20 protein-coding genes are annotated in these 24,813 nt (G+C 66.2%); 8 read left to right on the plus strand and 12 right to left on the minus strand.

Annotation, left to right across the window (positions count from 1 at the left end):
* Positions 1-29 precede the first annotated feature (29 nt).
* From AC4PTO_RS10970 to AC4PTO_RS10980, 3 genes are all read right to left on the minus strand, one after another.
* The gene (locus AC4PTO_RS10970) at positions 30-572 is read right to left on the minus strand and encodes an RSP_2648 family PIN domain-containing protein (RefSeq protein ID WP_492728391.1); all 543 of its coding nucleotides are present in this window, start codon (positions 570-572) and stop codon (positions 30-32) included.
* Positions 569-1,780, minus strand: coding sequence for an RSP_2647 family RNA methyltransferase (locus AC4PTO_RS10975; protein WP_492728392.1), 1,212 nt, complete (start codon positions 1,778-1,780; stop codon positions 569-571). Before AC4PTO_RS10975 ends, AC4PTO_RS10970 begins: the two co-directional genes overlap by 4 nt.
* Positions 1,781-1,865: 85 nt before the next feature.
* On the minus strand, positions 1,866-2,492 hold the full coding sequence (locus tag AC4PTO_RS10980) for a DUF6778 family protein (protein ID WP_492728393.1): 627 nt from the start codon (positions 2,490-2,492) through the stop codon (positions 1,866-1,868).
* Between the two features lie 205 nt (positions 2,493-2,697).
* On the opposite strand from AC4PTO_RS10980, the gene edd reads away from it, so the two are divergent.
* Together edd and eda are read left to right on the plus strand one after the other, a co-directional pair.
* Complete coding sequence (gene edd, locus AC4PTO_RS10985; RefSeq protein ID WP_492728394.1) at positions 2,698-4,503, plus strand: phosphogluconate dehydratase; 1,806 nt, start codon at positions 2,698-2,700, stop codon at positions 4,501-4,503.
* Between the two features lie 254 nt (positions 4,504-4,757).
* A complete protein-coding gene (eda, locus tag AC4PTO_RS10990; protein ID WP_492728396.1) occupies positions 4,758-5,399 on the plus strand; it encodes a bifunctional 4-hydroxy-2-oxoglutarate aldolase/2-dehydro-3-deoxy-phosphogluconate aldolase in 642 nt (213 codons plus the stop codon).
* On the opposite strand, the gene AC4PTO_RS10995 is transcribed toward eda, so the two are convergent.
* Together AC4PTO_RS10995 and AC4PTO_RS11000 are read right to left on the minus strand one after the other, a co-directional pair.
* The gene (locus AC4PTO_RS10995; RefSeq protein WP_492728398.1) at positions 5,396-5,668 is read right to left on the minus strand and encodes a hypothetical protein; all 273 of its coding nucleotides are present in this window, start codon (positions 5,666-5,668) and stop codon (positions 5,396-5,398) included. The genes eda and AC4PTO_RS10995 overlap by 4 nt on opposite strands.
* Before the next feature lie 19 nt (positions 5,669-5,687).
* Positions 5,688-8,483: a [protein-PII] uridylyltransferase family protein gene (locus tag AC4PTO_RS11000; protein WP_492728400.1), complete on the minus strand. Its 2,796-nt coding sequence runs from the start codon at positions 8,481-8,483 to the stop codon at positions 5,688-5,690.
* Positions 8,484-8,583: 100 nt separating this feature from the next.
* Here AC4PTO_RS11000 and AC4PTO_RS11005 point away from each other — a divergent pair, with 100 nt between their 5' ends.
* From AC4PTO_RS11005 to AC4PTO_RS11020, 4 genes are all read left to right on the plus strand, one after another.
* On the plus strand, positions 8,584-9,051 hold the full coding sequence (locus tag AC4PTO_RS11005) for a YbaK/EbsC family protein (RefSeq protein ID WP_492728402.1): 468 nt from the start codon (positions 8,584-8,586) through the stop codon (positions 9,049-9,051).
* A gap of 177 nt (positions 9,052-9,228) precedes the next feature.
* The gene (locus tag AC4PTO_RS11010) at positions 9,229-9,717 is read left to right on the plus strand and encodes a DUF2852 domain-containing protein (protein ID WP_492728404.1); all 489 of its coding nucleotides are present in this window, start codon (positions 9,229-9,231) and stop codon (positions 9,715-9,717) included.
* 138 nt (positions 9,718-9,855) lie between these two features.
* Positions 9,856-10,680, plus strand: coding sequence for an arginyltransferase (locus AC4PTO_RS11015; RefSeq protein ID WP_492728406.1), 825 nt, complete (start codon positions 9,856-9,858; stop codon positions 10,678-10,680).
* Between the two features lie 227 nt (positions 10,681-10,907).
* Positions 10,908-12,002 (plus strand): TRAP transporter substrate-binding protein, encoded by a 1,095-nt coding sequence (locus tag AC4PTO_RS11020; RefSeq protein WP_492728408.1) that lies wholly within the window; start codon positions 10,908-10,910, stop codon positions 12,000-12,002.
* Positions 12,003-12,151: 149 nt separating this feature from the next.
* Here the strand turns inward: AC4PTO_RS11020 and AC4PTO_RS11025 are convergent, their stop codons facing one another.
* The 3 genes from AC4PTO_RS11025 to AC4PTO_RS11035 form a co-directional block, all read right to left on the minus strand.
* Positions 12,152-13,903, minus strand: coding sequence for a TRAP transporter large permease (locus tag AC4PTO_RS11025; RefSeq protein ID WP_492728410.1), 1,752 nt, complete (start codon positions 13,901-13,903; stop codon positions 12,152-12,154).
* Positions 13,900-14,496, minus strand: coding sequence for a TRAP transporter small permease subunit (locus tag AC4PTO_RS11030; protein ID WP_492728414.1), 597 nt, complete (start codon positions 14,494-14,496; stop codon positions 13,900-13,902). The genes AC4PTO_RS11025 and AC4PTO_RS11030 overlap by 4 nt, the downstream gene beginning before the upstream one ends.
* A gap of 106 nt (positions 14,497-14,602) precedes the next feature.
* Positions 14,603-14,950 carry a hypothetical protein gene (locus AC4PTO_RS11035; protein ID WP_492728415.1) on the minus strand — a complete coding sequence of 116 codons (348 nt, stop codon included), beginning with the start codon at positions 14,948-14,950 and terminating at the stop codon, positions 14,603-14,605.
* A gap of 57 nt (positions 14,951-15,007) precedes the next feature.
* On the opposite strand from AC4PTO_RS11035, the gene AC4PTO_RS11040 reads away from it, so the two are divergent.
* Both AC4PTO_RS11040 and ilvN read left to right on the plus strand, forming a co-directional pair.
* Complete coding sequence (locus AC4PTO_RS11040) at positions 15,008-16,762, plus strand: acetolactate synthase 3 large subunit (RefSeq protein ID WP_492733601.1); 1,755 nt, start codon at positions 15,008-15,010, stop codon at positions 16,760-16,762.
* 75 nt (positions 16,763-16,837) lie between these two features.
* A complete protein-coding gene (gene ilvN, locus AC4PTO_RS11045; protein WP_492728417.1) occupies positions 16,838-17,398 on the plus strand; it encodes an acetolactate synthase small subunit in 561 nt (186 codons plus the stop codon).
* Between the two features lie 23 nt (positions 17,399-17,421).
* On the opposite strand, the gene AC4PTO_RS11050 is transcribed toward ilvN, so the two are convergent.
* The 4 genes from AC4PTO_RS11050 to AC4PTO_RS11065 form a co-directional block, all read right to left on the minus strand.
* The gene (locus AC4PTO_RS11050; RefSeq protein ID WP_492728419.1) at positions 17,422-18,774 is read right to left on the minus strand and encodes an HlyD family type I secretion periplasmic adaptor subunit; all 1,353 of its coding nucleotides are present in this window, start codon (positions 18,772-18,774) and stop codon (positions 17,422-17,424) included.
* Positions 18,771-20,624 carry a type I secretion system permease/ATPase gene (locus tag AC4PTO_RS11055; protein WP_492728421.1) on the minus strand — a complete coding sequence of 618 codons (1,854 nt, stop codon included), beginning with the start codon at positions 20,622-20,624 and terminating at the stop codon, positions 18,771-18,773. Before AC4PTO_RS11055 ends, AC4PTO_RS11050 begins: the two co-directional genes overlap by 4 nt.
* Positions 20,625-20,898: 274 nt before the next feature.
* The gene (locus AC4PTO_RS11060; RefSeq protein ID WP_492728424.1) at positions 20,899-22,974 is read right to left on the minus strand and encodes a hypothetical protein; all 2,076 of its coding nucleotides are present in this window, start codon (positions 22,972-22,974) and stop codon (positions 20,899-20,901) included.
* A 162-nt stretch (positions 22,975-23,136) separates the two neighbouring features.
* The gene (locus tag AC4PTO_RS11065) at positions 23,137-24,732 is read right to left on the minus strand and encodes a hypothetical protein (RefSeq protein ID WP_492728426.1); all 1,596 of its coding nucleotides are present in this window, start codon (positions 24,730-24,732) and stop codon (positions 23,137-23,139) included.
* Between the last annotated feature and the right edge of the window lie 81 nt (positions 24,733-24,813).

Raw genomic sequence — 24,813 nt, forward strand, 5'->3', positions numbered from 1 at the left:
ATGCGCGCCGCGGCGCGCGGCGTCAAGCATCAGCCTGCAAGCGCCTTGCCCAGACGCGGCAGGCGCGCGCGTTTCATCAAGGCTCGGATCGGCTGCGGCGCGCCCGAAAGCCGCTCGGCCTCGGCGCGCACGGCTTCGGCGCAGGCGGCCACCGCCTCGGGGTGAAAGGACCACAGCTCCCACAGGAACCCGTCGGGATCGCGCCGCTCAAGCCCCTCGCCCGCCAGCACGCCGCGCGGGAAATCGGCGGCATTCGCGGTGACGATCACATCGGCATGGCCCGCGATGGCGGTGGCCAGAACGTGGATGTCGTTCTCGTCGGGCAGGTGCAGCCGCGCCTCCAGCCCCGCACGGGGCGGCACCGCCGCGCCGGGGAATTCATCTTGCAAAAGCGCGATGGCAGCGCGGGCCATGGCCTCGTCCACCGGGCCGAAGCGGGCCGCGGCGCGGGCCCATTCCTCAAAGATCCGCGCCGACCAGAGCGGCTGGAACAGCCCCGCGCGCGCGCAGCCCAGAAGCAGCTCGCGCTTCACGGTCGGCACCAGAACGCAGGCGTCCAGAACCGCCTTCATCCGTCCAGCCGGAAGAACAGCGCCTTGAGATAGCCCGTCTCGGCCAGTTGCGGCAGCATCGGATGGTCCGGCCCGGCAAAGCCCGTATGCAGCAACTGCCCGCGGCGCCCGCCCCGCCCGATGCCGCGCGCGCTTGCATTGCGGAACTGCGTCAGATCGGCGGCATGCGAACACGAGCAGAGCGCCAGATATCCCCCCGGCGCCACCAGCGGCGCGGCCAGCCGCGCGATCCGCTCATAGGCGCGCAGCCCCGCCTGAAGCGCCTGTTTCGAGGGCGCGAAAGCCGGCGGATCGCAGATCACCAGATCGAATTGCGCGCCCTCTTGCGCAAGGGCTTCAAGCGTGGCGAAGGCGTCACCCTGACGGGTGGCAAAGCGGTCGCCCGCCCCCATCGCCTCGGCCCCCTGCCGCGCAAGCGCAAGCGCCGGCGTCGAGGCATCGACCGCAAGCGCCCCGGCCGCCCCGCCGGCAAGCGCGGCCAGCCCGAAGCCCCCCACATGGGAAAACACGTCAAGCACCCGCTGCCCGCCCGCTAGGCGCGCCGCAAAGGCGTGGTTCGGGCGTTGGTCGAAGAAAAGCCCCGTCTTTTGCCCGCCCAGAAGGTCGGCCATGTAGAGCGCGCCGTTCATCGGCACCTGCACCGGCGCCTCCAGCGCCCCGCGCAGGACCACGGTTTCCTCGGCCAGCCCTTCCAGCCCGCGCGCACGGCCGGTGCCGTTCTTGACGATGACCTCCACCCCGGTCACATCGGCCAGGGCCGCGGCGATGTCGTCGATCAGGGCTTCGGCCCATGCGGCATTGGGCTGGATCACGGCGGCCGCGCCGAAACGGTCGATGATGACGCCCGCAAGCCCGTCCGCCTCGGCATGGACGAGCCGGTAGAAGGGCGCATCGAACAGCCGCGCGCGCAGCGCAAGCGCGCGTTCGATCCGCGCGGCGATCCAGGCCCGGCCGACCTGCGCCTGCGGATCACGGTCCAGCACCCGTGCGATGATCTTCGAGCGCGGGTTGACCGTGACGGTGGCCAGCGGGCGGCGTTCCGCATCCTCCAGCGTGGCGATGGTGCCGGGCACAAGCGCCCCGGTGCGCCGGTCGGTCACCAGCTCGTCGGCATAGACCCAGGGGAAGCCATGCCGGATCGCGCGGGCCTCGGCCTTGGGGCGCAGGCGCACGACGGGGCGCGGGGGGATCGGGGCATCACTGGGCATGTCGGACCTGCGCTGATTGGGGCCTGCCCCCTTTAGCGTCATCGGCCCCTGCGCGAAAGGGGCGCCTAGCACTCCTGCCTCCGCGTTATGGCCCCGCCTCTTCAACCGCCTGCTGTGGCGGCGTAGGCGCCAACTCTGCACCGATCACCTCGGCCAAATGGCGGGTGATGAGCACCTTCTGCGTCAGCCCCATGGCATCTTCCTCGATCGCGGTGCCGCCGCCAGCGGCCCGCAGATCGCCGATCACCTGCCGGGGTTCCTCAAGGATCGCGCCGCTTTCGGCATCCCTGACCGTCAGAAGGAAGCGGATCGAATGCACCCCGCCCACGGTATAGCGCGCCTTCTCGGTCAGGGCATGAAAGCGCTGCACCTCGATCCCGGCGATCACGGGGCGCCCGTCGGTCCGTTCGGCGAGGGCAGGTTTCGCGGCCTCTTCAAAGATCGCCCGGACCTGGGCGCGCCGGTCGCCACGCTCTTCGCCGCGCCAGACGATATCGGCCAGCGGGTAATAGGCGTTCGCCTCAGAGACCCGCAACGTCTCGGGAACCTGCACCTCGACCGCACGCAGTTCATAGGCGGGCCGGACGAAGGGCTGCGCCTGTTGCGCCGCATCCGGAACCGCGGCCGCATCCGCAGACGGCAGGCCAAGCTGTCCGCATCCCCCCAGAAAGACCATCAGCGCAAATGCACCCGTGACTCGTATCGTTCTCATGGCTATCGTTCCTTCCGCCACCGCCCGGCGCTACACACTTGTCCAGCGGTTTCGGCGAACAACCGAGCGAATTTTGCCCCGGCTGTCAACGCCCGGAGGCGGACCGGCGCCCGGCCGGCGGCGCAATCCGGTTGCGCCGTTAGCGCTAACTGAGTATAACCGCGCCCAAACCGGAGAGCTGCCCTCTCCGCCGCCCGAGGCTGAAATGACCCTGAACCCGACCATTGCACGCGTGACCGACCGCATCCGAACCCGTTCCAGGGCACGGCGCGACGATTATCTGGCCGGGATCCGCGCGGCCGCCGCAGCGGGACCCGCGCGCGCGCATCTGTCCTGCGGCAATCAAGCGCATGCCTATGCCGCCATGGGACAGGACAAGGACAGCCTTGCCGCCGGGCGGGCGCCCAATATCGGCATCGTCACCGCCTATAACGACATGCTCTCGGCGCATCAGCCCTATGAAGGCTTTCCCGCGTTGATCCGCCAGGCGCTGCGCGAAGCGGGCGCCACGGCACAGGTCGCGGGCGGCGTGCCCGCGATGTGCGACGGCGTCACCCAGGGCCAGGCGGGGATGGAACTGTCGCTTTTTTCGCGCGACGTGATCGCCATGGCGGCGGGGATCGCGCTCAGCCATAACACGTTCGACGCGGCACTTTATCTTGGCGTCTGCGACAAGATCGTTCCGGGGCTCGTGATGGCTGCGGCGGTCTTCGGGCATGTCCCGGCGGTATTCATCCCGGCCGGCCCCATGACCTCGGGCCTGCCGAACGACGAAAAGGCCAAGGTCCGCCAGCAATTCGCCACCGGCGAGGTCGGCCGCGACAAGCTGATGGAGGCCGAGATGGCCTCGTATCACGGACCCGGCACCTGCACCTTCTACGGCACCGCGAACACCAACCAGATGCTGATGGAGTTCATGGGCCTGCACCTGCCGGGCGCAAGCTTCGTCAACCCCAACACCCCGCTGCGCGAAGCGCTGACCGTCGCGGGCGCGAAACGCGCCGCAGCCATCACCGCGCTTGGCAACGATTTCCGCCCCGCGGGCGAGGTTCTGGACGAACGCGCCTTCGTCAACGGGCTGGTGGGGCTGATGGCGACGGGCGGCTCGACCAATCTCGTGCTGCACCTGCCGGCGATGGCGCGCGCGGCGGGAATCGAACTCGACCTCGAAGATTTCGACGACATTTCCTCGGCGGTGCCGCTGATGGCCAAGGTCTATCCGAACGGCCTTGCCGATGTGAACCATTTCCACGCGGCAGGCGGGCTGCAATTTATGATCCGCGAGCTGCTGGAAGCAGGGCTTCTGCACCCCGATGCCCGCACCGTCGCAGGCGACGGGCTTGCGCGTTACACGCAGGAGCCCAGGCTGATCGAGGGCGCGCTGACATGGCGCGACGGCCCGTCGGATACGCTCAACGATCGCATCCTGCGCCCGGCAAGGGACGGCTTTGCCCGGTCCGGCGGTCTGAAGCAGCTCTCGGGCAATCTGGGCCGCGGGGTCATCAAGATCTCGGCCGTGGCATCCGAACGGCATGTGATCGAGGCCCCCGCCCGGATCTTCCACGACCAGGCCGAGGTCCGCGCGGCCTTTCAGCGGGGCGAGTTCACCACGGACACCGTCGTCGTGGTGCGTTTCCAGGGACCGCGCGCAAACGGCATGCCCGAACTCCACTCGCTCACCCCCACCCTTTCGGTGTTGCAGGATCGCGGCCTGAAGGTGGCGCTGCTGACCGACGGGCGCATGTCGGGCGCCAGCGGCAAGGTGCCCGCGGCAATCCATGTCAGCCCCGAGGCTGCGGATGGCGGCCCGCTCGCACGGCTGGTCGATGGCGACATCGTGCGCCTCGATGCCGCGAACGGCACGATCGACTGCCTGAGCGCCGATTTCGAGACGCGGCCCGCGGCCACCGCCGACCTGTCGGCCAACCGGCACGGCACCGGCCGGGAACTCTTCGAGGTCTTCCGCCGCACTGTCGGCCCCTCCACGACAGGCGCCTCGGTCGTGATCTGAGAATTTCTCGCCTCCGGCGGGGATATTTTAACGAAGCTGAAAGGATGATCGGAGCATAACGGGCACACGGTACAGGCGGGGACGCCGATGACCGTCGAAGGTGAAAGCGCCCCGACCCACCGGGCAACCGCGGGGTTCGGGGCGCCGCCTTCCATCCCGCGCATCGCTCTGATCTTCATCTTCGCCCAAATATCCCCGCCGGAGGCTCCCCACCCCTCCGCCCCTGCGCGGTTCGATCCGAAGGACCACCGGAAATGACCCCTGCCGATCAATCGCTTGCCGCCCGCGAGCTGTGCACCCTCGCCCCCGTGATCCCGGTGATCGTGGTGCGTGCGCCCGATCATGCCGTGCCGATGGCCCAAGCACTTGTCGCGGGCGGCCTGCCGGTGCTTGAGGTGACCTTGCGCACGCCTTGCGCGCTCGAGGCGATCCAGGCGATGGCCGATGTCGAAGGCGGCGTGGTCGGCGCCGGCACGCTTCTGACCCCCGCCGACGTGAAGGCGGCAAAGGCGGCGGGCGCGCGGTTCGGCGTGTCCCCCGGCGCCACCGACAGCCTTGTTACCGCCTGCGAGGACGAAGGGCTGGCCCTTCTGCCCGGCGCGGCCACCGCGACCGAGGTCATGGCGCTTCTCGAACGCGGCTATACGGTGCAGAAGTTCTTTCCCGCCGAGGTCTCGGGTGGCGCGCCGGCGCTGCGGGCCTTTGGTGGCCCCTTGCCGCAGGTCTCGTTCTGCCCCACGGGCGGGGTCAGCCTGGGCAATGCGGGCGAGTACCTGTCGCTGCGCAATGTGCTTTGCGTCGGCGGAAGCTGGGTCGCGCCCGACGCGCTGGTTCAGGCCGGGGACTGGGCCGGGATCGAGCGGCTGGCGCGCGAGGCCGCAGCGCTGCCGCGCTAGCCCTCGACGCGCGCGGCACGCCCCCCCCGACGTCCGCGCCCGGCCGCCGGGTTCTTCAGCCCCTCGGCCAGCACCACATCCATCGGATGCCCCGGCACCTCTGCGCCATAGGTTGCAAGCAGGGTGCGCAGCGCCTCGCGGACATCCACGCCGGGCGCGAGGCTCAGCGCCCAGTCGAGGAATATCGAGCGGCATTCCGAAGGGGCGATCCCCTCGATACGATAGCTTTCGCGGATCAGCCCCTTGGGGTCGGCCAGCTTCAGGTCCATGATTCTCCTCGCCATGCAATCAATCCCGTGATGTCCGCGCCGCGGCCCCGAGAACCCGCTCGACCAGCCCGGCCACCTCTGAGGTGGTGCGTGCAAGCCGCGCGGCAAGGGCATCGAGGTCGGGTTCTCCGGCCTCGCGCAGAAGGAAGGCGCGCCCGCCCTCGCCGATCGCGCCCATGTCCAGCGGGCGGTCGGTCAGCAGCCGCCCCGCCGCCTGCAGGCGCCACAGGAAACGATAGGCCGAGGCCAGAACCTCTCCGTCCTCCCTCGAGATCAGCCCGGCACGCGGACCCACGCGCAGCTGCGCCTCGACCCGGCGGGCCGGATCGCCCGCGCGCAACGCGAAGCTTTGCGCCAGCAACTCGATATCCTGCAAACGGCCGGGGCCGATCTTGGCCTCCCAGGCGCCATCGGGGGCCTTCGCGGCGAAGATCCGCGCGCGCATGTCGGCCAGGTCCTGCATCACCGCCGCGCCGCCCCCCTTGGCGCGCAGGGTTTCCAGCCGCACCGCGTCGACATCGGCCGCCAGATCCGCCGGCCCCGCCACGACCCGCGCGCGCGTCAGGGCGAGGTGCTCCCATGTCCAGGCCTCGTCCATCTGGTAGCTGCGGAAGGATGACAGCGCGGTCGCCACCGGCCCCTGCCGCCCCGAGGGGCGCAGCCGCATATCGACCTCGTAAAGCCGGCCCTCGGGCATCTGGGCGGTCAGCGCGGTGATCAGCGCCTGGGTCAGCCGCGCGTAATAGGGCCGCGTCGACAGCGGCTTCGGCCCCTCGGAACTGTCGGCATCGAGCGGGTCGTAGATCACGATCAGATCGAGATCCGACGACGCGTTCAGCCGCTCGGCCCCAAGCGAGCCCATGCCAAGAACCACCGCCCCGCGGCCCGGCGGCGGGCCGTGGCGCTGCGCGAATTCGGCCTGCACCTGCGGCCAGAGCGCGGCTACCGCCACCCCCGCCAGATCGGCATATTGACGCGCCACCTCCGAGGCATCGACAAGGCTGCGCAGGTGATGAACGCCGATACGGAACTTCCACTCCTTCGCCCAACGCCTTGTTGCGTCAAGTTTTTTCTCGTAGTCCCCGGCCTGCTCAAGCTCGGCCTCCAGGGTCTCGGCCAGACCGGCCCGGCCCGGCCACGGGGCGAAGAACGACCCACCCAGAACGGCATCCAGAACGCCCGCATTGCGCGACAGATGCGCCGCGAGCCCCGGCGCCGTGGCGCAAATGTCGACGATCAGGTCGATCAGCTGCGGATTGGCCTCGAAAAGCGAGAAGAGCTGCACCCCCGCGGGCAGGCGCGCCAGAAAACCATCGAACTGGCGCAGCGCCTCTTCGGGGTTCGAGGCGCGTTGCATGCGGCGCAGGATCTCCGGCTCCACGCGGCGGAAGATCCCCTGCGCACGGGCCGAGCGCAGCGCCGGATAGGCCCGCCAGCCATCGACGATGGCGCGCGCGGCAGGCGACAAGTCGGGCGCATCGGCGGCCTCGCCGGGGGAGAAGAAGGCCCCGGTCAGTTCCTCGACGCGCTCGAGCCGCGCGATCAGCGCCTTGCCCCAGGCCTCGGTATCGCCCGCCCCCATCAGCCGCGCGATCCGGTCGATCCCTTCGGCCGAGCTCGGCAGAAGATGGGTCTGGGCATCGTTGATCATCTGGATGCGATGCTCGACCTCGCGGTGGTGGCGATACTGCTCGGTCAGTTCCCGCGCGACCGGGTCGGGCACCCAGCCCTTTGCGGCAAGCGCGGCCAGCCCGCCCACCGTGGTGCGGTCGCGCAGGTCGGGGTCGCGCCCGCCCGCGATAAGCTGGCGGGTCTGGGTGAAGAACTCGATCTCGCGGATACCGCCCTGCCCGAGCTTCATGTTGTGCCCGGCCAGCGTGATCGGCCCGTGCAGGCCCTTGTGGTCGCGGATCCGCAGCCGCATGTCATGGGCATCCTGGATCGCCGCAAAATCCAGATGGCGGCGCCAGACGAAGGGCGTCAGCGCCTGCAAAAAGCGCCCGCCCGCCGCGATGTCGCCGCCGCAGGGCCGCGCCTTGATATAGGCCGCGCGTTCCCATGTGCGCCCCTCGGCCTCGTAGTAAAGCTCGGCCGCCGCCATCGAAATGCAGACCGGCGTCACGCTGGCATCGGGGCGCAGGCGCAGATCGGTGCGGAAGACATAGCCCTCGGCCGTCAGGTCCGACAGCATCGCCGTCATCTTGCGCGCGACCCGGATGAAGGCGGCGCGCGCCTCCATCTGGTCATCCGCGTCATAGCGGCTTTCGTCGAACAGGCAGATCAGGTCGATATCGGACGAGTAGTTCAGTTCACCCGCGCCCATCTTGCCCATCGCAAGCGCCACCATTCCGCCCGCGCATTCCGCATCATCGGCCACCGCGCCGGGCAGCTTGCCGCGCCGGATCTCCTCGCCCACAAGGCGCTTCAGCGACAGATCCACCGCGACATCGGCCAGCCGCGTCAGCGCGCCGGTCACCTGCTCCAGCGGCCAGACGCCCCCCAGATCGGCAAGCGCCGACAAAAGCCCCACGCGCCGCTTGGCAATCCGCAGCCCGTCGGCAAGGGCGTCCACCTCCAGCCCCGGCAGCGCCGCGAAAGCGGTTTCAAGCGCGGCCTCGGGCGTGCCCGAAAGGGCCTCGGCGATCCAGTCCCGCTCGCGCGTCAGAAGCCCGGCCAAGAAGGGGCTGCAACCGGCCGTGCCCGCCACCAGATCGCGCAGCTCGGGTGCCAGTTCGGCAAAGCCTCCGGCAATGTCGGCGCCGCGATCGGGCTCATAGGGAATGGGACAGCGGGTCAGGCGGGGTGCAAAGCTCATGGCGCGAAGACTATCCTGCCCGGTGCCCACGTCAACGGGGCTTCCGCCCCGGCGCGCAGTTTGTATTAATGCCCCCGCACGGACAAAAGGGGGCACCGAGATGAGCAAAAGCGTCAACCGCGTGAAGGCCGCGCTTCAGGCCGCGGGCATCACCCCCGATCTGCGCGAACCCGGCGAGGCGCGCACCGCCGCGATGGCCGCCGAGGCGGTCGGCTGCGCGGTCGACCAGATCGCCAAGTCGATCATCTTTCGCGGCGAGACCTCGGGCCATGTCGTGCTGTTCATCACGGCGGGTGGCAACCGGGTCTGTGCGCAAAAGGCAAGCGCGCTTGCGGGCGAGCCCCTTGGCAAGGCCGATGCCGCGCTGATCCGGGCCGAGACCGGCTTCGCCATCGGCGGGGTCGCCCCGCTTGGCCATACCGCGCCGGTGCAAAGCTTTCTCGACCCGCGGCTGATGGAGTTCGACACGGTCTGGGCCGCCGCCGGCACGCCGCGCCACGTCTTTGCCATCGCCCCCCCCGATCTGCACCGCGTGACCGGCGCCACCCTGGGCGATTTCGTCGAGTAGGCGCCCCCGCCGGCCCGGAAGATCCGGGCGATCGCCGGGTAATGTGAAAAATGTTTACATTGCCCCTTGCAATGGTCCGCCCCCATTCCGATCTTGGGTTATGTGAATAGTGTTTACATCAACCGGCCGAAGGCGGAACGCCCGTTACGGCCCCATTGCAAAGCGACGGAGAAGCCCATGTCTGCCTATGCCGCCTACCCTTCCGATGCCACGGCCCTGCGCCGCGGCAACTGGTTTACCCGCGCCGAGGACTGGCTGGATTCGAAGGGCCGCGGGGCCTGGATCGCGGCCATGATCCTCGGTTTCATCGCCTTCTGGCCGGTCGGCCTCGCGCTGCTGGCCTATATGATCTGGAGCAAACGCATGTTCAAAGGTTGCGCCCATTCCCGCCACATGGCCCGCCATGGCCAGCATTCCCATCACTACGCCGCACGCCGCATGGGCGGGCTGACCGGCAATTCGGCCTTCGACGCCTACAAGGCCGACACGCTGGCCCGGCTGGAACGCGAACAGGAAGAGTTCGAAAGCTTCCTCGCCCGCCTGCGCGCCAGCCGCGACAAGGCCGAGTTCGACCAGTATATGGAAGATCGCGCGCGCGCCGCTGCCGAAACGGATGACGAAGCTCCGGCAAAGCCCGATCAGGATGATCGGCGCGGCCTCTACTAAGGCCCTTTCAGGCTGATCCAGCTCAGGCCCCGAAGCCCCGCCCCTCCGGGCGGGGCTTGTTACTTAAGGAAATGCTTGGCGAAAAACTCAACAGTTGTTAGCCTCTGCCTTGAAACACGGAACCTTGTACCCGAGATCATGCGCCATTCGCTTCCGCTTGCTCCGCAGTTCTATGTGACCGCGCCGCAACCCTGTCCCTATCTGGACGGGCGGTCCGAGCGTAAGCTGTTCACCGCGCTTCAGGGCGAGAACGCGGAAAAGCTGAACAACGCGCTGTCGCGGCAAGGATTCCGCCGTTCGCAGAACGTCCTTTACCGCCCCTCCTGCGCCGATTGCACCGCCTGCCTGTCGGCCCGCATCCGGGTTGCGGATTTCGCGCCAAGCCGCACGCAACGGCGCGTGTTGCGGCGCAACACCGACCTGTCGCGCACCGCCACAAGCCCCTGGGCCACCGAGGAACAGTTCGATCTGTTCCGCCGCTATCTGGACCAGCGCCATGCCGATGGCGGCATGGCCGACATGGACATCTTCGAATTCGCCGCGATGATCGAGGAGACGCCGGTCAAATCCCGCGTGATCGAATACCGCTCGGCCACCGCCGAAGAGGGGCGCGCATTGACCGCCGTGTGCCTGACGGACGTTCTCGATGACGGACTGAGCATGGTCTACAGCTTCTTCGATCCCGAACGTATCGGATCGTCTCTTGGCACCTACCTGATCCTCGATCATGTCGAGATCGCCCGCAATGCCGGCCTGCCCTATGTTTATCTTGGCTACTGGGTGCCGGGTAGCCGCAAGATGGGCTACAAGGCCAATTTCGCCGCGCTCGAGATCTTCAAGAGCGGCGAATGGCAACCCATCGGCAACCCCGAAGACCACAGCGGAGAGACCCATCCCCTTTCCGTAGATCCGATCGCCGAACAGGTCGCGCGCATCGCGCTTCCCGACACCAGGGCGCCCTGAACCGGCCCTCCCTGCCTCTGGTTGCGATTGCCGGAAGCCATTCATTCTCAGGTAGTTGCGCGGCATTGCCGGGTTTTTGCGCAACCGGGCAAGGTGCCGCGCAAAATGCGCATCACGGCCTTCGCACAGCACGCGCCGCGCTGGACAGAGCGCGCGGGCTGTGCAAACTTCGCGATGGCGGGGCGCAAGGCACAATCGCCCCGAAATCCATAGACCGGAGGAGATACATGGATCGTCGTTCATTCCTGACCAAGGCCGCCGTCGGCACGGCCGCTGTCGGCCTCGCAGCACCTGCCCTGGCGCAAGCCGCGCCGAAAGTGACCTGGCGGCTGACCTCGTCCTTCCCGAAATCGCTCGACACGATCTACGGCGGCGCCGAAGTCCTGTCCAAGATGGTATCCGAAGCGACTGACGGCAACTTCCAGATCCAGGTGTTCGCCGCAGGCGAGATCGTTCCCGGTCTGCAGGCAGCCGACGCGGCCGCCAATGCGACGGTCGAGGCCTGTCACACGGTGGGATACTACTACTGGGGCAAGGATCCGACCTGGGCGGTTGGCGCGGCGGTTCCCTTCGCGCTTTCGGCGCGCGGCATGAACGCCTGGCAATACCACGGCGGCGGCATCGACCTTTACAACGAGTTCATGGCCAAGCAGGGCCTGGTCGCGTTGCCCGGCGGCAATACCGGCGTGCAGATGGGTGGCTGGTTCCGCAAGGAAATCAACACCGTCGAAGACCTTAAGGGCCTCAAGATGCGCATCGGGGGCTTTGCCGGCAAGGTCGTGGAAAAGCTGGGCGTGGTACCGCAGCAGATTGCCGGCGGCGACATCTATCCCTCGCTCGAAAAAGGCACGATCGACGGTTCGGAATGGGTCGGCCCCTATGACGACGAGAAGCTGGGCTTCTACAAGGTCGCACCCTACTACTACTATCCCGGCTGGTGGGAAGGTGGCCCGACCGTCCACTTCATGTTCAACAAGGCTGCCTATGACGGTCTGCCCGCGGCCTATCAGTCGCTGCTGCGCACCGCAGCCCAGGCGACAGACGCGGACATGCTTCAGAAGTATGACTACAAGAACCCCTTCGCACTGAAATCTCTCGTGGCCAATGGCGCGCAACTGCGCCCCTTCTCGCCCGAGATCCTCGAGGCCTGCTTCAATGCGGCCAACGAGGTCTATGCCGAGATGGAAGCCAACAACGCCGACTTCAAGAAGATCTGGGAGTCGATCAAGGCGTTCCGTGCCGAGAACTATCTCTGGACCCAGGTCGCGGAATACAACTACGACACCTTCATGATGATCCAGCAGCGCAACGGCAAGCTGTAAGGACATCCTCCGACAACGCGAAAGGCCCCGGCGCATGTCCGGGGCCTTTTGCGTTCTGCCGCCCGGTCGGCCCGGCATTCCCCGCCCCTGGCCCGCTCAAAAGGAAACCGGCGGCCAAAGGGCCGCCGGCTCGATCCGTTTCGCCCGACCTAGTTGCCGGGGATGCTGGGCGGCGTGCCAAGCGGCGGCAACCCGCCAAGCCCGCCAGGCGCGGGCAACCCGCCCCCGAGTCCGCCGCCGGATGCCCCCGGTGCAGGCAGGCCAAGCCCCCCGCCCAGCCCGCCAAGGCCGGGCATCTCGGGCAGCTTCATCTCGAAGTTCGAAGTATCGACCGCCGGCCCCTTGTAATGCATCACCATGCCGGGGAACGAGATCACGATCGCGATCATCAGGATCTGGATGAACACGAAGGGAACCGCACCCCAATAGATCTGCGAGGTTTTCACCGGATCGGTCAGCTTGCCTGTCACCTTGTCGAGGAACGGTGCACGCGGTGCGACCGAGCGCAGGTAGAACAGCGCAAATCCGAAGGGCGGATGCATGAACGAGGTCTGCATGTTCACCCCGAGGATCACCCCGAACCAGATCAGGTCGATCCCGAGGCTTTCCGCCGCTGGTGCGAGAAGCGGCACGATGATGAAGGCCAGCTCGAAGAAATCAAGGAAGAAGGCCAGCAGGAAGACCAGGATCGACACGACGATCAGGAAACCCATCTCTCCGCCCGGCAACGAGGTCAGCAGATGCTCGACCCACAGGTGCCCGTTCACGCCGTAGAAGGTGAGCGAAAAGACCCGCGCGCCCAGAAGGATGAACATCACGAAGGCCGACAGCCGCGTGGTCGAGGCAAGCGCCTGCTGGATCACCTCAAGCGTCAGGCGCCGTTTGGCAGCCGCCAGCACAAGCGCGCCCACGGCCCCCATCGCGCCACCCTCGGTCGGGGTGGCGACGCCAAGGAAGATCGTGCCCAGAACCAGGAAGATCAGCGCCAGCGGCGGGATCAGCACGATCACGACCTGCTGGGCAAGGCGGCTCATCAGGTTGATCTTCAGCGCCTTGTCCAGTAGCGCAACGACATAGATCACGATCACCGCAAGCGCGGCGGCAAGAATGTCGGCGTTCGAGCCGTGATCCTTGTCCATCCAGTCGCGGCCGAACCAAAAGATGGCAACCGCAAGGGCGATGGCCACCAGAAGCGAGGTCACACCCGAGCCGAGCGTGCGCGCCTCTTTCGGCAGGGCGGGCATCGAATTGGGCCGGATGATCGACATCACGGCCACATATCCCAGATAGATCCCCGTCAGGATCAGGCCGGGGATCAGTGCTCCCTTGTACATGTCGCCTACCGAACGGCCCAGCTGGTCGGCCAGCACGATCAGCACGAGCGAGGGCGGGATGATCTGCGCCAGCGTCCCCGAGGCTGCGATGACCCCCGAGGCGATGCTCCGGTCATAGCCATAGCGCAGCATGATCGGCAACGAGATCAGCCCCATCGCGATGACCGAGGCCGCAACAACCCCCGTAGTAGCCGCCAGCAGCGCCCCCACAATGATGACCGCATAGGCCAAGCCGCCGCGCACCGGGCCGAACAGCTGGCCGATCGTATCCAGAAGATCCTCGGCCATGCCCGATCGTTCCAGCACGATCCCCATGAAGGTGAAGAAGGGAATGGCCAGCAACGTCTCGTTCGACAGCACCCCCCAGAACCGTTCGGGCATCGCGTTCAGAAGCGGCCATGACAGGTTGATCGTGCCGTTCGACAGCGGCGCCAGCTCGACCCCGATGACGAAGAACAAAAGCCCATTGGCGGCCAGGGCGAAGGCCACCGGATAGCCGATCAGCAGGAAGAACACGAGCGAGGCGAACATGATCGGCGCCATGTTCTGAGCGATGAACTCCATCATTTGCGCGCCTCCTCGTCGCTTGCGGCTTCGGGGGCGTCATCCATGCCCAGATCGGGGGCGTGATGGCCGGTGAAGGGCGTCGGGTCCTCGATCAGGCCACGCATGACGGCGATCTTCTTGATGATCTCCGAGATGCCTTGCGCGAACAGCAGCACGAAGCCCGCAAGGATCAGCGCCTTGGCCGGCCAGATGATCAGCCCGCCCGAATTGGTCGACACCTCGCCCGAGCGCACGGACAGCATCACATAGGGAAAGAGCAGATAGAGCATCACCAGCACGAAAGGCATCAGGAACAGGAAATGCCCCAGAAGGTCGATCCAGTGCTGCACCCGGCGCGAGAAGGCCCCGTAGACGATGTCGATGCGGATATGCTCGTTCTGCTTGAGCGTATAGGCCGCCGCCAGCAGGAAGGCCGCGCCATAGAGATACCATTGCAGCTCCAGCCAGGCATTCGACGAGGTATTCAGCGTCTTGCGAATGATCGCGTTGGTCGCACTGACCAGCACCGCGATCAGGATTAGCCAGGACACGCTTTTGCCGATCAGCTCGTTCACGCGGTCGATGGCGCGAGACAGGGCAAGCATACCGCCCATCTTGATCCTCCCCTTTACACTCTGCCCCACGACACGGGGGCTTTGGTTTCTCATGGCCGAGCACGGGGCGCGCGTCAAGGTTTTGGCTCATTCTGGTTTTATTTTCTTACCAGTTTTGCAGGTTCGTGCCGCGTCTGCGTTCCCGGCCCACCGCAGGATGCGGCGACAGGACGGGCCATGCCGCCCGAAAAACGGGATCGGCGGGGCGGATTTCGGGCCGAAACCCGGCTTGATTTCCCGAATCTTGCCCACGCAACACGGCACGGCGCAACAAAAGAAAACAAAAACGCCGCACCGCGACATTATATTCACGGTTTTGCCGTTGACGCCCCTCGCATGCAGTCATAATGTCCGCCCAACGCAACAGAAGGAGGGGAGCGCGATGGACGCGATCCTTGTCGTCGTAGGAACCTCGCGCATGGGCCGGTAACGGCAAGACCATGATGGTTCCCATGCGCCCCCGCCAGAACGGGGGCTTTTTGTTGCGAAACGGGTTGATGGAGTTGAGATGATGTCACGGCAGATGACCGGCGCGAAGATGGTGGTGCAAGCTCTGAAGGATCAGGGCGTCGATACAATTTTCGGCTATCCCGGCGGCGCCGTCCTGCCGATCTATGACGAGATCTTCCAGCAAAACGACATCCGCCATATCCTTGTGCGCCACGAACAGGCCGCCGTGCACATGGCCGAGGGCTATGCCCGTTCGACCGGCAAGCCCGGCGTGGTTCTGGTGACCTCGGGGCCCGGCGCGACCAATGCGGTGACCGGCATGGTCGATGCGCTGATGGATTCGATCCCGGTGGTGGTGTTCTCCGGGCAGGTGCCGACCTTCATGATCGGCACCGACGGCTTCCAGGAGGCCGATACCGTCGGCATCACCCGCCCCTGCACCAAGCACAACTGGCTGGTGAAGGATACCGAGCGGCTGTCCGAAACCATCCATCAGGCCTTCCATGTCGCCACCTCGGGCCGGCCCGGCCCGGTGCTGATCGACATTCCCAAGGACGTGCAATTCGCCACCGGTACCTATTCGGGGCCGAAGCAGGCACGCGTCGATCATTACCAGCCCCGCGTGAAGGGCGATATCGACGCGATCACCCGGCTGGTCGAGCTGATGGAAACCGCCGAGCGGCCCGTGTTCTACACCGGCGGCGGCGTGATCAACTCGGGCCCCGGTGCAAGCCAGCTCTTGCGCGAGCTGGTGGACGCCACCGGCTTTCCGATCACCTCTACGCTGATGGGGCTTGGTGCTTATCCGGCCAGCGGAAAGAACTGGCTGGGTATGCTGGGGATGCACGGCCTCTACGAGGCGAACCTGGCGATGCATGGCTGCGATCTGATGATCAACCTGGGCGCCCGGTTCGACGACCGGATCACCGGGCGGCTGGCCGATTTCTCGCCCAAGTCGCGCAAGGCGCATGTGGATATCGACGCCTCCTCGATCAACAAGGTGATCCCGGTCGAGCTGCCGATCATCGGCGATGTGGGCCATGTGCTTGAGGATATCCTGAAGGTCTGGAAGGCCCGCGGGCGCAAGGTCAACAAGGCCGGGTTGCAGAAATGGTGGGCCCGCATCGAGGAGTGGAAGGCGAAGGACTGCCTGTCTTACGCACCCTCGCAAAAGACCATCAAGCCGCAATATGCCTTGCAGCGGCTGGAAGCCCTGACCAAGGGGCGCGATCGCTATATCACGACCGAGGTCGGCCAGCACCAGATGTGGGCCGCGCAGTTTTTGGGCTTCGACGCGCCGAACCGCTGGATGACCTCGGGCGGCCTTGGCACGATGGGCTACGGCTTTCCCGCCTCGATCGGGGTGCAGATCGCCCATCCCGACGCGCTGGTGATCAATGTCGCCGGCGAGGCGAGCTGGCTGATGAACATGCAGGAACTGGGCACCGCCACGCAGTTCCGCGCGCCGGTCAAGCAGTTCATCCTGAACAACGAGCGTCTTGGCATGGTGCGCCAGTGGCAGCAGCTTCTGCATGGCGAGCGCTATTCGCATTCCTGGTCCGAGAGCCTGCCCGATTTCGTGAAGCTGGCCGAGAGCTTTGGCTGGAAGGGCATCCGCTGCGACGATCCGGCGAAACTTGACGATGCGATCCAGGAGATGCTGGATCACGACGGGCCGGTGCTGTTCGACTGCCTGGTGGAGAAGCACGAGAACTGCTTCCCGATGATCCCCTCGGGCAAGCCGCATAACGAGATGCTTCTGGGCGATGCCTCGACCGAGGGCGCAATTCAGGCCGGCGGTGCGGTGCTTGTGTAACCCTGCCGGACCGGGGGCTGCGCGCCCCCGGACCCCCGCGGGATATTTGAACGAAGATGAAAGAGGAGAGAGGCAATGGCCGCTCTGAACATCAAGAAGGGTGCCACGTCGCATTCGGCCTATGACCTGCGCGATTTCCATTCCGATGTCGTCAGTTCGCACACGCTGGCGGTGATCGTCGACAACGAGGCGGGGGTGCTGGCGCGGGTGATCGGCCTGTTCTCGGGGCGGGGCTACAATATCGACAGCCTGACCGTGGCCGAGGTGGACCACAAGGGGCACCGTTCGCGCATCACCATCGTCACGCGCGGCACCGAGGCGGTGATCGAACAGATCAAGGCGCAGATCGGCCGCATCGTGCCGGTGCACGAGGTGCATGACCTGACCGTCGAGGGGGCCTCGGTCGAGCGGGAGCTGGCGCTGTTCAAGGTGGGCGGCACGGGCGAGAAGCGCGTGGAGGCGCTGCGGCTGGCCGATATCTTCCGCGCCAATGTGGTGGATTCGACGCTGGAGAGCTTTGTCTTCGAGATCACCGGAACGCCCGAGAAGATCGACGCCTTCGCGGAGCTGATGCGCCCGCTGGGTCTGCTGGATGTGGCGCGCACGGGCGTGGCGGCGCTGTCGCGCGGGGTCTGAGCGCGGGGTCTTGTTGCCGAGGCTCAGTTCTCGCGGAAGGCGCGCTGCATGGAATCCGTGATCGGCTTGGCGATATATTGCGCGAAGGTGCGTTCGGCCGTCTGGATCATCACCTCGACCGGCATGCCGGGCATGGGTGCGAAGCCCGGCACGCGGCGCAGTTCCGCGGCCGGCAGTTCGATCCGCGCCAGATAGACTTCGCGTTGCGCAAGGCCCTCGGCGTTCTTGTCGGCGATAGCATCGGCCGAGACGTAGAAGACCTTGCCTTGCAGGATCGGCGTCGTCCGCTGGTTGAGCGCGATCAGGCGCACCGCCGCCCCCTGCCCCAGCCGCACATTGTCGATATCGGTCCGCGCGATCAGCGTTTCGATGATCAGGGGCACGTCCGAGGGCAGGATTTCCGCGATGACCTTGCCGGCCTCGACCACGCCGCCGGCGCCGGAATAGTTCAGCCGCACCACCGTGCCGGAAACCGGGGCGTCGATCACCACGCGGCGCAGCACCGATGACGCCTTGCGTTCCTGTTCGCGCACGCTGTCCAGTTCGGCCTGGACCTGCTGCAATTCGTCCAGCGCGGCCTGGCGGTAGGTGGAGATCGTCTGCTCCATCTGTGCGCTGTATTTCTCTTGCATCTCGACGGCTTCGGTCACCTCGGCCTGAAGCCGCCCGGCCTGTCCCTCGGCTTCGGCGATGGCACGGCGCAGGGCGTTGACCTCGGTGCGCCGGATCAGCCCGGCATCGAGCAGGCTCGCGCGGCTGTCGTGATCTTCGGTCAGGATCTCGATCTGCGCGCGGGTCGAGGAGAGCTGCGCCGAATACCCCTCGGCGCGCACCTTCAGGGCCGAGATGTTGCGACCCAGCAGCGCCAATTCGCTTTGCAGCCGGGTATGGCCGATGTCGAAAGTCAGCTTCTGGCTGTCGATCATGCCGGCGATCTCGGGGTCGGTGGCCGCGGCCGACAGCCAGTCGGGGAAGGCAAGGGCGGAATCCTGATTGTATTCGGCCAGGATCCGCGCCTCCATCGCCTCAAGGCGGGCGCGGCGCAGGAACAGCGCGCGTTCGTTGGCCATGGCGGCGGTTTCGTCAAGCCGCATGAGCGGCGCGCCCGCATCGACAAAATCGCCCTCGGAGACCATGATCTCCTTGATGATGCCGCCTTCGAGGTGCTGGATCATCTTGTTGCGCCCGGTGGCGACGAAGGAGCCCGGCGCCATGATCGCGGCCGCGAGCGGCGCGGTGAAGGCCCAGACCCCGAAGCCGCCGAAGGCAAGCCCCATGATCAGAAGCCCGGTCAGCACATGGCTGCGGATGCTGCGCGGGACATCCTCATACCAGATGGCGGAACTGGCGGGCAGAAGCGGGTCGGTCTGGCTCATGCCGGGGCTCCTTGCAGCGATTGCGGGGGCTGCGGGCGCGGGGCCATGGCCTGACGCTGGCGCTTCTGAAGCTCGGCCAGGACCTGATCGCGCCAGCCGAACAGCACGATATTGCCGTCTGCCAGCAACATGATCTTGTCCACGGCGGACAGAAGCGAAGGCTTCTGCGTCACGACCACGGTGGTGATCCCGTTGGCCCGCGCATGGCCAAGCGCACGCACGAGCGCCTGGTCCCCCGCGGTGTCGAGATTCGAGTTCGGCTCGTCCAGCACCACGAATTTCGGCCCGCCGAAAAAGGCGCGGGCCAGCCCGATGCGTTGCTTCTGCCCGCCCGAAAGCGGCGATCCGTCGCCCGCCACCACGGTTTCATAGCCCTGCGGGAGCGAGGCGATCATGTCGTGCACATCGGCCAGCATCGCGGCGCGGTGGATCTCTTCGTCGCTGGCGCTTTCGCGCATGCGGCCGATATTGGCCTTGATCGTGCCGGGGAACAGCTGCACGTCCTGCGGCAGGTAGCCCACGATCTCGCCCAGTTGGCGCGGGTCCCAGTTGCGCAGGTCCATCAGGTCCAGTCGCACCGCCCCCGAGGTGGGCAGGATCGAGCCCACCAGCATCTTGCCAAGCGTGGTCTTGCCCGCGCCCGAATTCCCGATGATCGCCAGCGATTCACCCGGCGCGAGCGAGAAGGACAGCGCGTTCAGCACCACCGTCTTCGTGCCCGCCGGCACATAAAGCAGCCGCTCAACGTCCAGCCGCCCTTCGGGCCGGGGCAGGCGCAGCTTGTCGAATTTCTGCGCCGAGGCCCGCAAGAGCCCCGCCACGCGGTCATAGGCCGCGCGCGCCAGAAGGAAGTGGTTCCAGCCTTCAATCGAGCCCTCGATCGGCGCAAGGGCGCGGCCCGCCACGATCGAGGCCGCGATCACCATCCCCCCGGTGATCTGCCCATCAAGCGCCAGCCACGCGCCCCAGCCCAGCATGCCGATCTGCGTCAGAAGCCGCACCATGCGCGAGGCCGAGGCCGTCATGATGTTGCGGTCCTGCGCCTGCACCTGCGCGCGCAGGGACGCGGCCGTGTCGCGGCCCCAGATCGTCACCGCCTCGGGGATCATGGCCATGGCGTTGATGATCTGGCTGTTGCGCGACATCGATTCCAGATGCAGGTTCGCGCGGCTTTGATGCAGCGTCGCGCGGCGGAACCCCTCGGAGGTGATGCGCTGGTTGATCAGCGCGAAGACCGCCAGCATCGCGGCCGTCACCACTACGATCATTCCCAGATGCGGGTGGATCAGAAAGACCGCAAGGATGAAGAGCGGCGTGAACGGGACATCGAGAAACGAGATCAGCGTGCCCGAGACCAGAAAGCCGCGCAACTGCTGCAAATCGCCAAGCGTCTGGTATTCGCGCCCGTTGGAATGCAGCGCCGCCTGGGCAGCCGCCGACAGGATCGGCGCGCCAAGCCGTGCCGCCACATCGACGGCGGTGCGCATCAGCACGAAGCGGCGCACGGCATCCAGAAGCGCCTGCACCACGATCGCGCCCACGATGACGATGGTCAGCATCACCAGCGTATCGGTCGAGCGCGAGGTAAGAACCCGGTCCGAGATCTGGAACAGATAGATCGGGATCGCAAGGATCAGCACATTGGTCGCGCAGGTCATCAAGGCCACGAACAGCAGGTTCGCACGGATGCGCAGTTGCGTATCCTTCAGCGTCCGCGCGTAATCGACCGGACCCAGCCTGCGGTGAAAATCGGGCGTGCCGCCTTTTCCGCCCTGTCCTCCGCCGCCCTGCGCGGCAGTCTGCGGAACGGACTTGCCCCCGCTCTCCTTGACAGCCGGTTCCGGTTTCATCTTGGCGGATCGCGCCGCGTCACCATCCCGGAACACACGCGCAGCAGGCTTTGCGGACTCGACGGGAGGGGCGGAGGCAGCCACCCCCCCGGTCCGGAACACCTTGGGGCGCAATGGCGGGATTGGCGGAGCGGGGGCAAGTTCATCATCCGAAGCAACGGGCTTCGTATCGACACGCTGGTCGGGGGTAAGGCGCAGGGTCAGGGGCAAGATCTATCTCCTGGCATATGGTCTTCGTGACCGGCACGGCGCATCGCGGATGACGGCCCCAAGGTCATGTCAGCACCGAATGCATGACATCGACCCCGTCCGAGCAGTACTCGCCCGGCGCAATCGCAAGATCGAGATCGCCGGGCACGACCGGGTCGATCATACCCTCGGCGAGGAAGGCGACAGCTTCGGAGGCAAGCGCGCCCATGCCGCCCTCAAGCGGTTGGTCGTTGCAGTCGATCATCCCCGCCTGCCAGATCACCGCATCGGTATAAACCTCGCCGCCGGCCATCACCGTGCTGTCAAGGCCGGCCTGCTTCAGCGTGGCAATATTGGCCAGCACATTCTCGCCGGTGGTCAGTTCCAGCGGCATCAGGCCCTGATCCCTGAAATCCTCGGCCAGAACGGCCACCTGATCGGCATCCCCCAGGATATTGACCTGCGTCACGGTATCGGTGCGGATCAGGTCGCCCTCGATATACAGCACGCGCAGGAATTCGTAGCCCTCGAACAGCGCGTCCTTGACGATCGAGGACAGATCCTCCACCCCCTTGGCCAGAGATTTCAGCGCCTGATCGAACCCCTCGGACAGGGCGGCGTGATAGTCGATGCCGATCTTCTCGACATGGGCCTCGTTCCAAAGCGCGTTGCCATGGGTGGAGACGCCGCCGACGCCCTGCCCGCCCATCATCAGGACATGATCGTTATCGAGCAGGATGTTGGCCTGCTGCACGCTGGTCAGGTCGATCATGTCTCCGCCGACCATGATAAGATCGAAATAGCTGCCAAGCGCCAGAAGCGAGGACAGGTTTACCAGCACGTTATCTCCCAGATCGACCTGCATGCCATGGGCGCCCGCAGCGAACTGCGCCACATCGTCATCCGACACAAGGTTAACCTGCAGGGACCATGTATCGACCAGAAGGTCGCCCTCGATCCGGGTCACGGCCCAGGCCTTGGGCAGTACCAGGGCGGGGTCTTCTCCGCTGTCCTTCGCATCTTCCTGCGCCTGCGCCTTGCGGGCTTCGGCCTGAAGTTGCGCGCGCGCAGCCATCGACACCTCGGTCAGGCTGGCGGCATTCAGCATCACCGTTTCGGGCGCATCCTCATCGGACGCCACCAGCGCGCCATCCGCGCCAGTCACGCTGTCACGATCGCTCAGCAGGTTGACCTGCGCGATCAGCGTCAGCGAGGTGACATCGCCCGCGACCGCGATCACCGGCGCATCCAGCCAGTCGCTGGCAAGCGCGGTTTCGTTCAACAGAAGATTCTCGCCGGTGGATACCACCTGTGGCAGCGGATCGGACGGGCCGCCATTCCCGACGGCATCGACCTTCGCGGCCTCGGCCTGACGGGCCTCCAGAAGCTGGGACAGATGGTCCGGCACCTCGTCGGACACCACGCCATCTATGACAAGGCCACCGCCGAACACCTCGGAATGCGGATCGTCCGGGTCGATAGGATCGCCCAGACGCAGCATCGCCACACTCGCCCCCGCCGGGACCATCGCCGGGCTGGCGGCGGCAAGGGCAGGTGCAAGGCTGGCAACGATTTCGGCCGCCGTAGCGGCCGCGGAAATCGGTGCGAAGGGCGAAAGCTGGCCCGCGAGGCTTACGAGTGCCGCCAGATCGGCGCGCAGGGCCTCGAACGGGATCAGCGCAGGCAGGGATCCGACCGGAAAAACCGCGTCGTTCAGCCACATATCCTGGTCGCTCATGGCATTGAACTGCAGGGTCACCACGCCCAGTTGCCCAGGCGGATCTATGACATAGACGACCTTGGCCAGCAGCATCGCAAAGATCCCACCACCCGAGGACGCCAGTTCCCCGACCGGCGGTGCCTCGGCAAGCGGGCCGGATTTCGCGGACGGGCTGACCACCAAAGCGCGCGCGCCAGAAGGCACCGCCCCTCCCGCATCGGGCTGAGCCCCGAAACCCAGCCGGATTGCACCCGGCATGTAGTCTTCGGGGCCAAGGTTCGAATTCACGTTGACTTTCACATCGGGCAGCGGCGGCGGATCGTCGATCTTGCGCGCCGCATAGCTAAGGCGGTCATAATCCAGCCGCAGCCCCGCCCGTTCGACCAGAAGCTCGAAATAACCGATGAAATGCGCGATGGTTTCGGAATGGATATCGAACATCGCCCCTCTCCCTTTGGTTACTCAAGACGCTCTTGCGTTCCCGTGACATCCCCGGGCAACCCGTGGCGCCCCAGAGGAGGGTGAAACGGGCATCGGCTGCAACACCCGTTTCCCCGGTTTCAACGGGCGGCCGATGGACCGCCCGCCGAACTCTTGCCGACCTCAGAGGTCGTCGTCACCGATATAGGTCGAGGTCATCGAGCCTCCGACAACGGTGGTATCGACGCTATTGCCAAGCACGTTGGCGCCCATCACGATCGACTGGTTGAAGGCCGTGGTGGTCAGCGCCGCCGCCGCGTCCGCGATCGACTCGCCATTCACCATGCCGTCGTCGCCATTGCCCGAACCCCAGGAGCCCAGACCACCGGCATTGCCGCCGTCACCGGCATAGGCAAGCCCGCCGGCGCCACCCATGCCGCCTTCGGCCATGCCGCCGGCCGCATTGGCATAGCCCCCCGTCGCCGCGCCGGAGGCACCGCCCATCGAGGAGGCAAGCCCGCCAAGGCCGCCTTCGGCCGAGCCGGTGCCACCGCCCCAGCCATTGGCCGAGCCCGCGGCATAGTTGTCGGCCGCACCGCCATCGCCGGATGCACCACCGGGACCGTTGCCGCCCGTGCCGTCACCGCCAGTGCCATCACCGGCCGCGCCATCGCCGCCCATGCCTGCACCGAGGCCGATACCCGAAAGCAGGCCAAGACCAAGCCCGACGCCGATACCGGCCGCATCGCCCGCATCGCCACCGCCGCCGGTGCCGTCGCCGCCGGTGCCATCGCCACCCGCGCCATCGCCGCCCGTAGTATCGCCGCCCGTGGTATCGCCGGTCGCACCAAGGCCGACACCAAGGCCAAGCCCGAGGCCTACGCCATAGGCATCGCCGCCATCACCGCCGGTTGCGGTCGAGGAGCCGCCCGCGCCGGATTCTCCGCCGCCCGCAAGGGACAGACCGCCAAGCGCAAGCGCACCGCCGCCCTCGGCACCGTTGGCCGTGGCGCCGCTGCCGCCCATGCCGCCTTCGCCGCCACTGGCCGAAATGCCATCGCCGGCCGAGGCGTCACCGCCAGATGCGTTGCCGTTCTGATAGAACTCGCCATCGTTGGACACGCGGGCACCCGACAGGGTGTCATCGTCGGACAGCACGTTGCCCTGAGCATTGACAAGGCCAACATCGTTGCCCGCCCCGTTCAGCGCATCGCGCAGCACACCGTCAAGATTGATGTCATGGCCGTAGTCGAAGCTCATGGCGCCATTCGACATGAAGATATCGCCGGTGGTCGTGTTCTCGAGATCGAGATCGGCAAAGTCGTCATCGGTGGGGATCAGCCCTTCGATATCGACATTCACGCCCACATCGACATTCACATCGGTCGAGGTGTTGTTGTCGTTCGAGTTGTAGTTTTCGCTCTTGTTGAAGTTGTCATTGCCGTTGCCGTTCTGGGATTGGTTGGCATTGGCATTTTCGCTCATGTTGGCATTGGCGTTCTCATTGCCGTTGCCGTTCTCGTTGCCATTGGCATTCTGGGACTGGTTGGCATTGGCATTTTCGTTACCGTTGCCATTCTCATTGCCATTGGCGTTTTCATTGCCATTGCCGTTCTCATTGGCATTGGCGTTGTCATTGACGTTGTATTGCTCCTGAGCCTGCTCTTGCATCGACTCCTGCATCTGCTCCTGACCCTGATCCTGGGTCTGGTCCTGGCTCTGATCCTGGGACTGTTCCTGGTAATCCCAGTCACCCCAGAAGAACTGATTGCGTCTCATTTGGTCCACTCCTTGGCTTGGACCCTTGATCGCCGCCATTCATCTACCAAGCGACATGCCGCGGGTCCGGTTTAGGTTCCG

Source organism: Rhodobacter maritimus (assembly GCF_058747975.1).

What these genes read in the sequence shown, in the direction of transcription:
- AC4PTO_RS11000 (WP_492728400.1), bottom strand. Translation starts at nt 8,483, where the DNA reads ATGAGCTTTGCACCCCGCCTGACCCGCTGTCCCATTCCCTATGAGCCC.
- AC4PTO_RS11040 (WP_492733601.1), top strand. Translation starts at nt 15,008, where the DNA reads ATGTCACGGCAGATGACCGGCGCGAAGATGGTGGTGCAAGCTCTGAAG.
- AC4PTO_RS11050 (WP_492728419.1), bottom strand. Translation starts at nt 18,774, where the DNA reads ATGAGCCAGACCGACCCGCTTCTGCCCGCCAGTTCCGCCATCTGGTAT.
- AC4PTO_RS11065 (WP_492728426.1), bottom strand. Translation starts at nt 24,732, where the DNA reads ATGAGACGCAATCAGTTCTTCTGGGGTGACTGGGATTACCAGGAACAG.
- AC4PTO_RS10980 (WP_492728393.1), bottom strand. Translation starts at nt 2,492, where the DNA reads ATGAGAACGATACGAGTCACGGGTGCATTTGCGCTGATGGTCTTTCTG.
- AC4PTO_RS10975 (WP_492728392.1), bottom strand. Translation starts at nt 1,780, where the DNA reads ATGCCCAGTGATGCCCCGATCCCCCCGCGCCCCGTCGTGCGCCTGCGC.
- AC4PTO_RS11055 (WP_492728421.1), bottom strand. Translation starts at nt 20,624, where the DNA reads ATGAAACCGGAACCGGCTGTCAAGGAGAGCGGGGGCAAGTCCGTTCCG.
- eda (WP_492728396.1), top strand. Translation starts at nt 4,758, where the DNA reads ATGACCCCTGCCGATCAATCGCTTGCCGCCCGCGAGCTGTGCACCCTC.
- AC4PTO_RS10995 (WP_492728398.1), bottom strand. Translation starts at nt 5,668, where the DNA reads ATGGACCTGAAGCTGGCCGACCCCAAGGGGCTGATCCGCGAAAGCTAT.
- AC4PTO_RS11015 (WP_492728406.1), top strand. Translation starts at nt 9,856, where the DNA reads ATGCGCCATTCGCTTCCGCTTGCTCCGCAGTTCTATGTGACCGCGCCG.
- AC4PTO_RS11035 (WP_492728415.1), bottom strand. Translation starts at nt 14,950, where the DNA reads ATGGGAACCATCATGGTCTTGCCGTTACCGGCCCATGCGCGAGGTTCC.
- AC4PTO_RS11060 (WP_492728424.1), bottom strand. Translation starts at nt 22,974, where the DNA reads ATGTTCGATATCCATTCCGAAACCATCGCGCATTTCATCGGTTATTTC.
- AC4PTO_RS10970 (WP_492728391.1), bottom strand. Translation starts at nt 572, where the DNA reads ATGAAGGCGGTTCTGGACGCCTGCGTTCTGGTGCCGACCGTGAAGCGC.
- AC4PTO_RS11025 (WP_492728410.1), bottom strand. Translation starts at nt 13,903, where the DNA reads ATGATGGAGTTCATCGCTCAGAACATGGCGCCGATCATGTTCGCCTCG.
- AC4PTO_RS11005 (WP_492728402.1), top strand. Translation starts at nt 8,584, where the DNA reads ATGAGCAAAAGCGTCAACCGCGTGAAGGCCGCGCTTCAGGCCGCGGGC.
- ilvN (WP_492728417.1), top strand. Translation starts at nt 16,838, where the DNA reads ATGGCCGCTCTGAACATCAAGAAGGGTGCCACGTCGCATTCGGCCTAT.
- AC4PTO_RS11020 (WP_492728408.1), top strand. Translation starts at nt 10,908, where the DNA reads ATGGATCGTCGTTCATTCCTGACCAAGGCCGCCGTCGGCACGGCCGCT.
- AC4PTO_RS11010 (WP_492728404.1), top strand. Translation starts at nt 9,229, where the DNA reads ATGTCTGCCTATGCCGCCTACCCTTCCGATGCCACGGCCCTGCGCCGC.
- AC4PTO_RS11030 (WP_492728414.1), bottom strand. Translation starts at nt 14,496, where the DNA reads ATGGGCGGTATGCTTGCCCTGTCTCGCGCCATCGACCGCGTGAACGAG.
- edd (WP_492728394.1), top strand. Translation starts at nt 2,698, where the DNA reads ATGACCCTGAACCCGACCATTGCACGCGTGACCGACCGCATCCGAACC.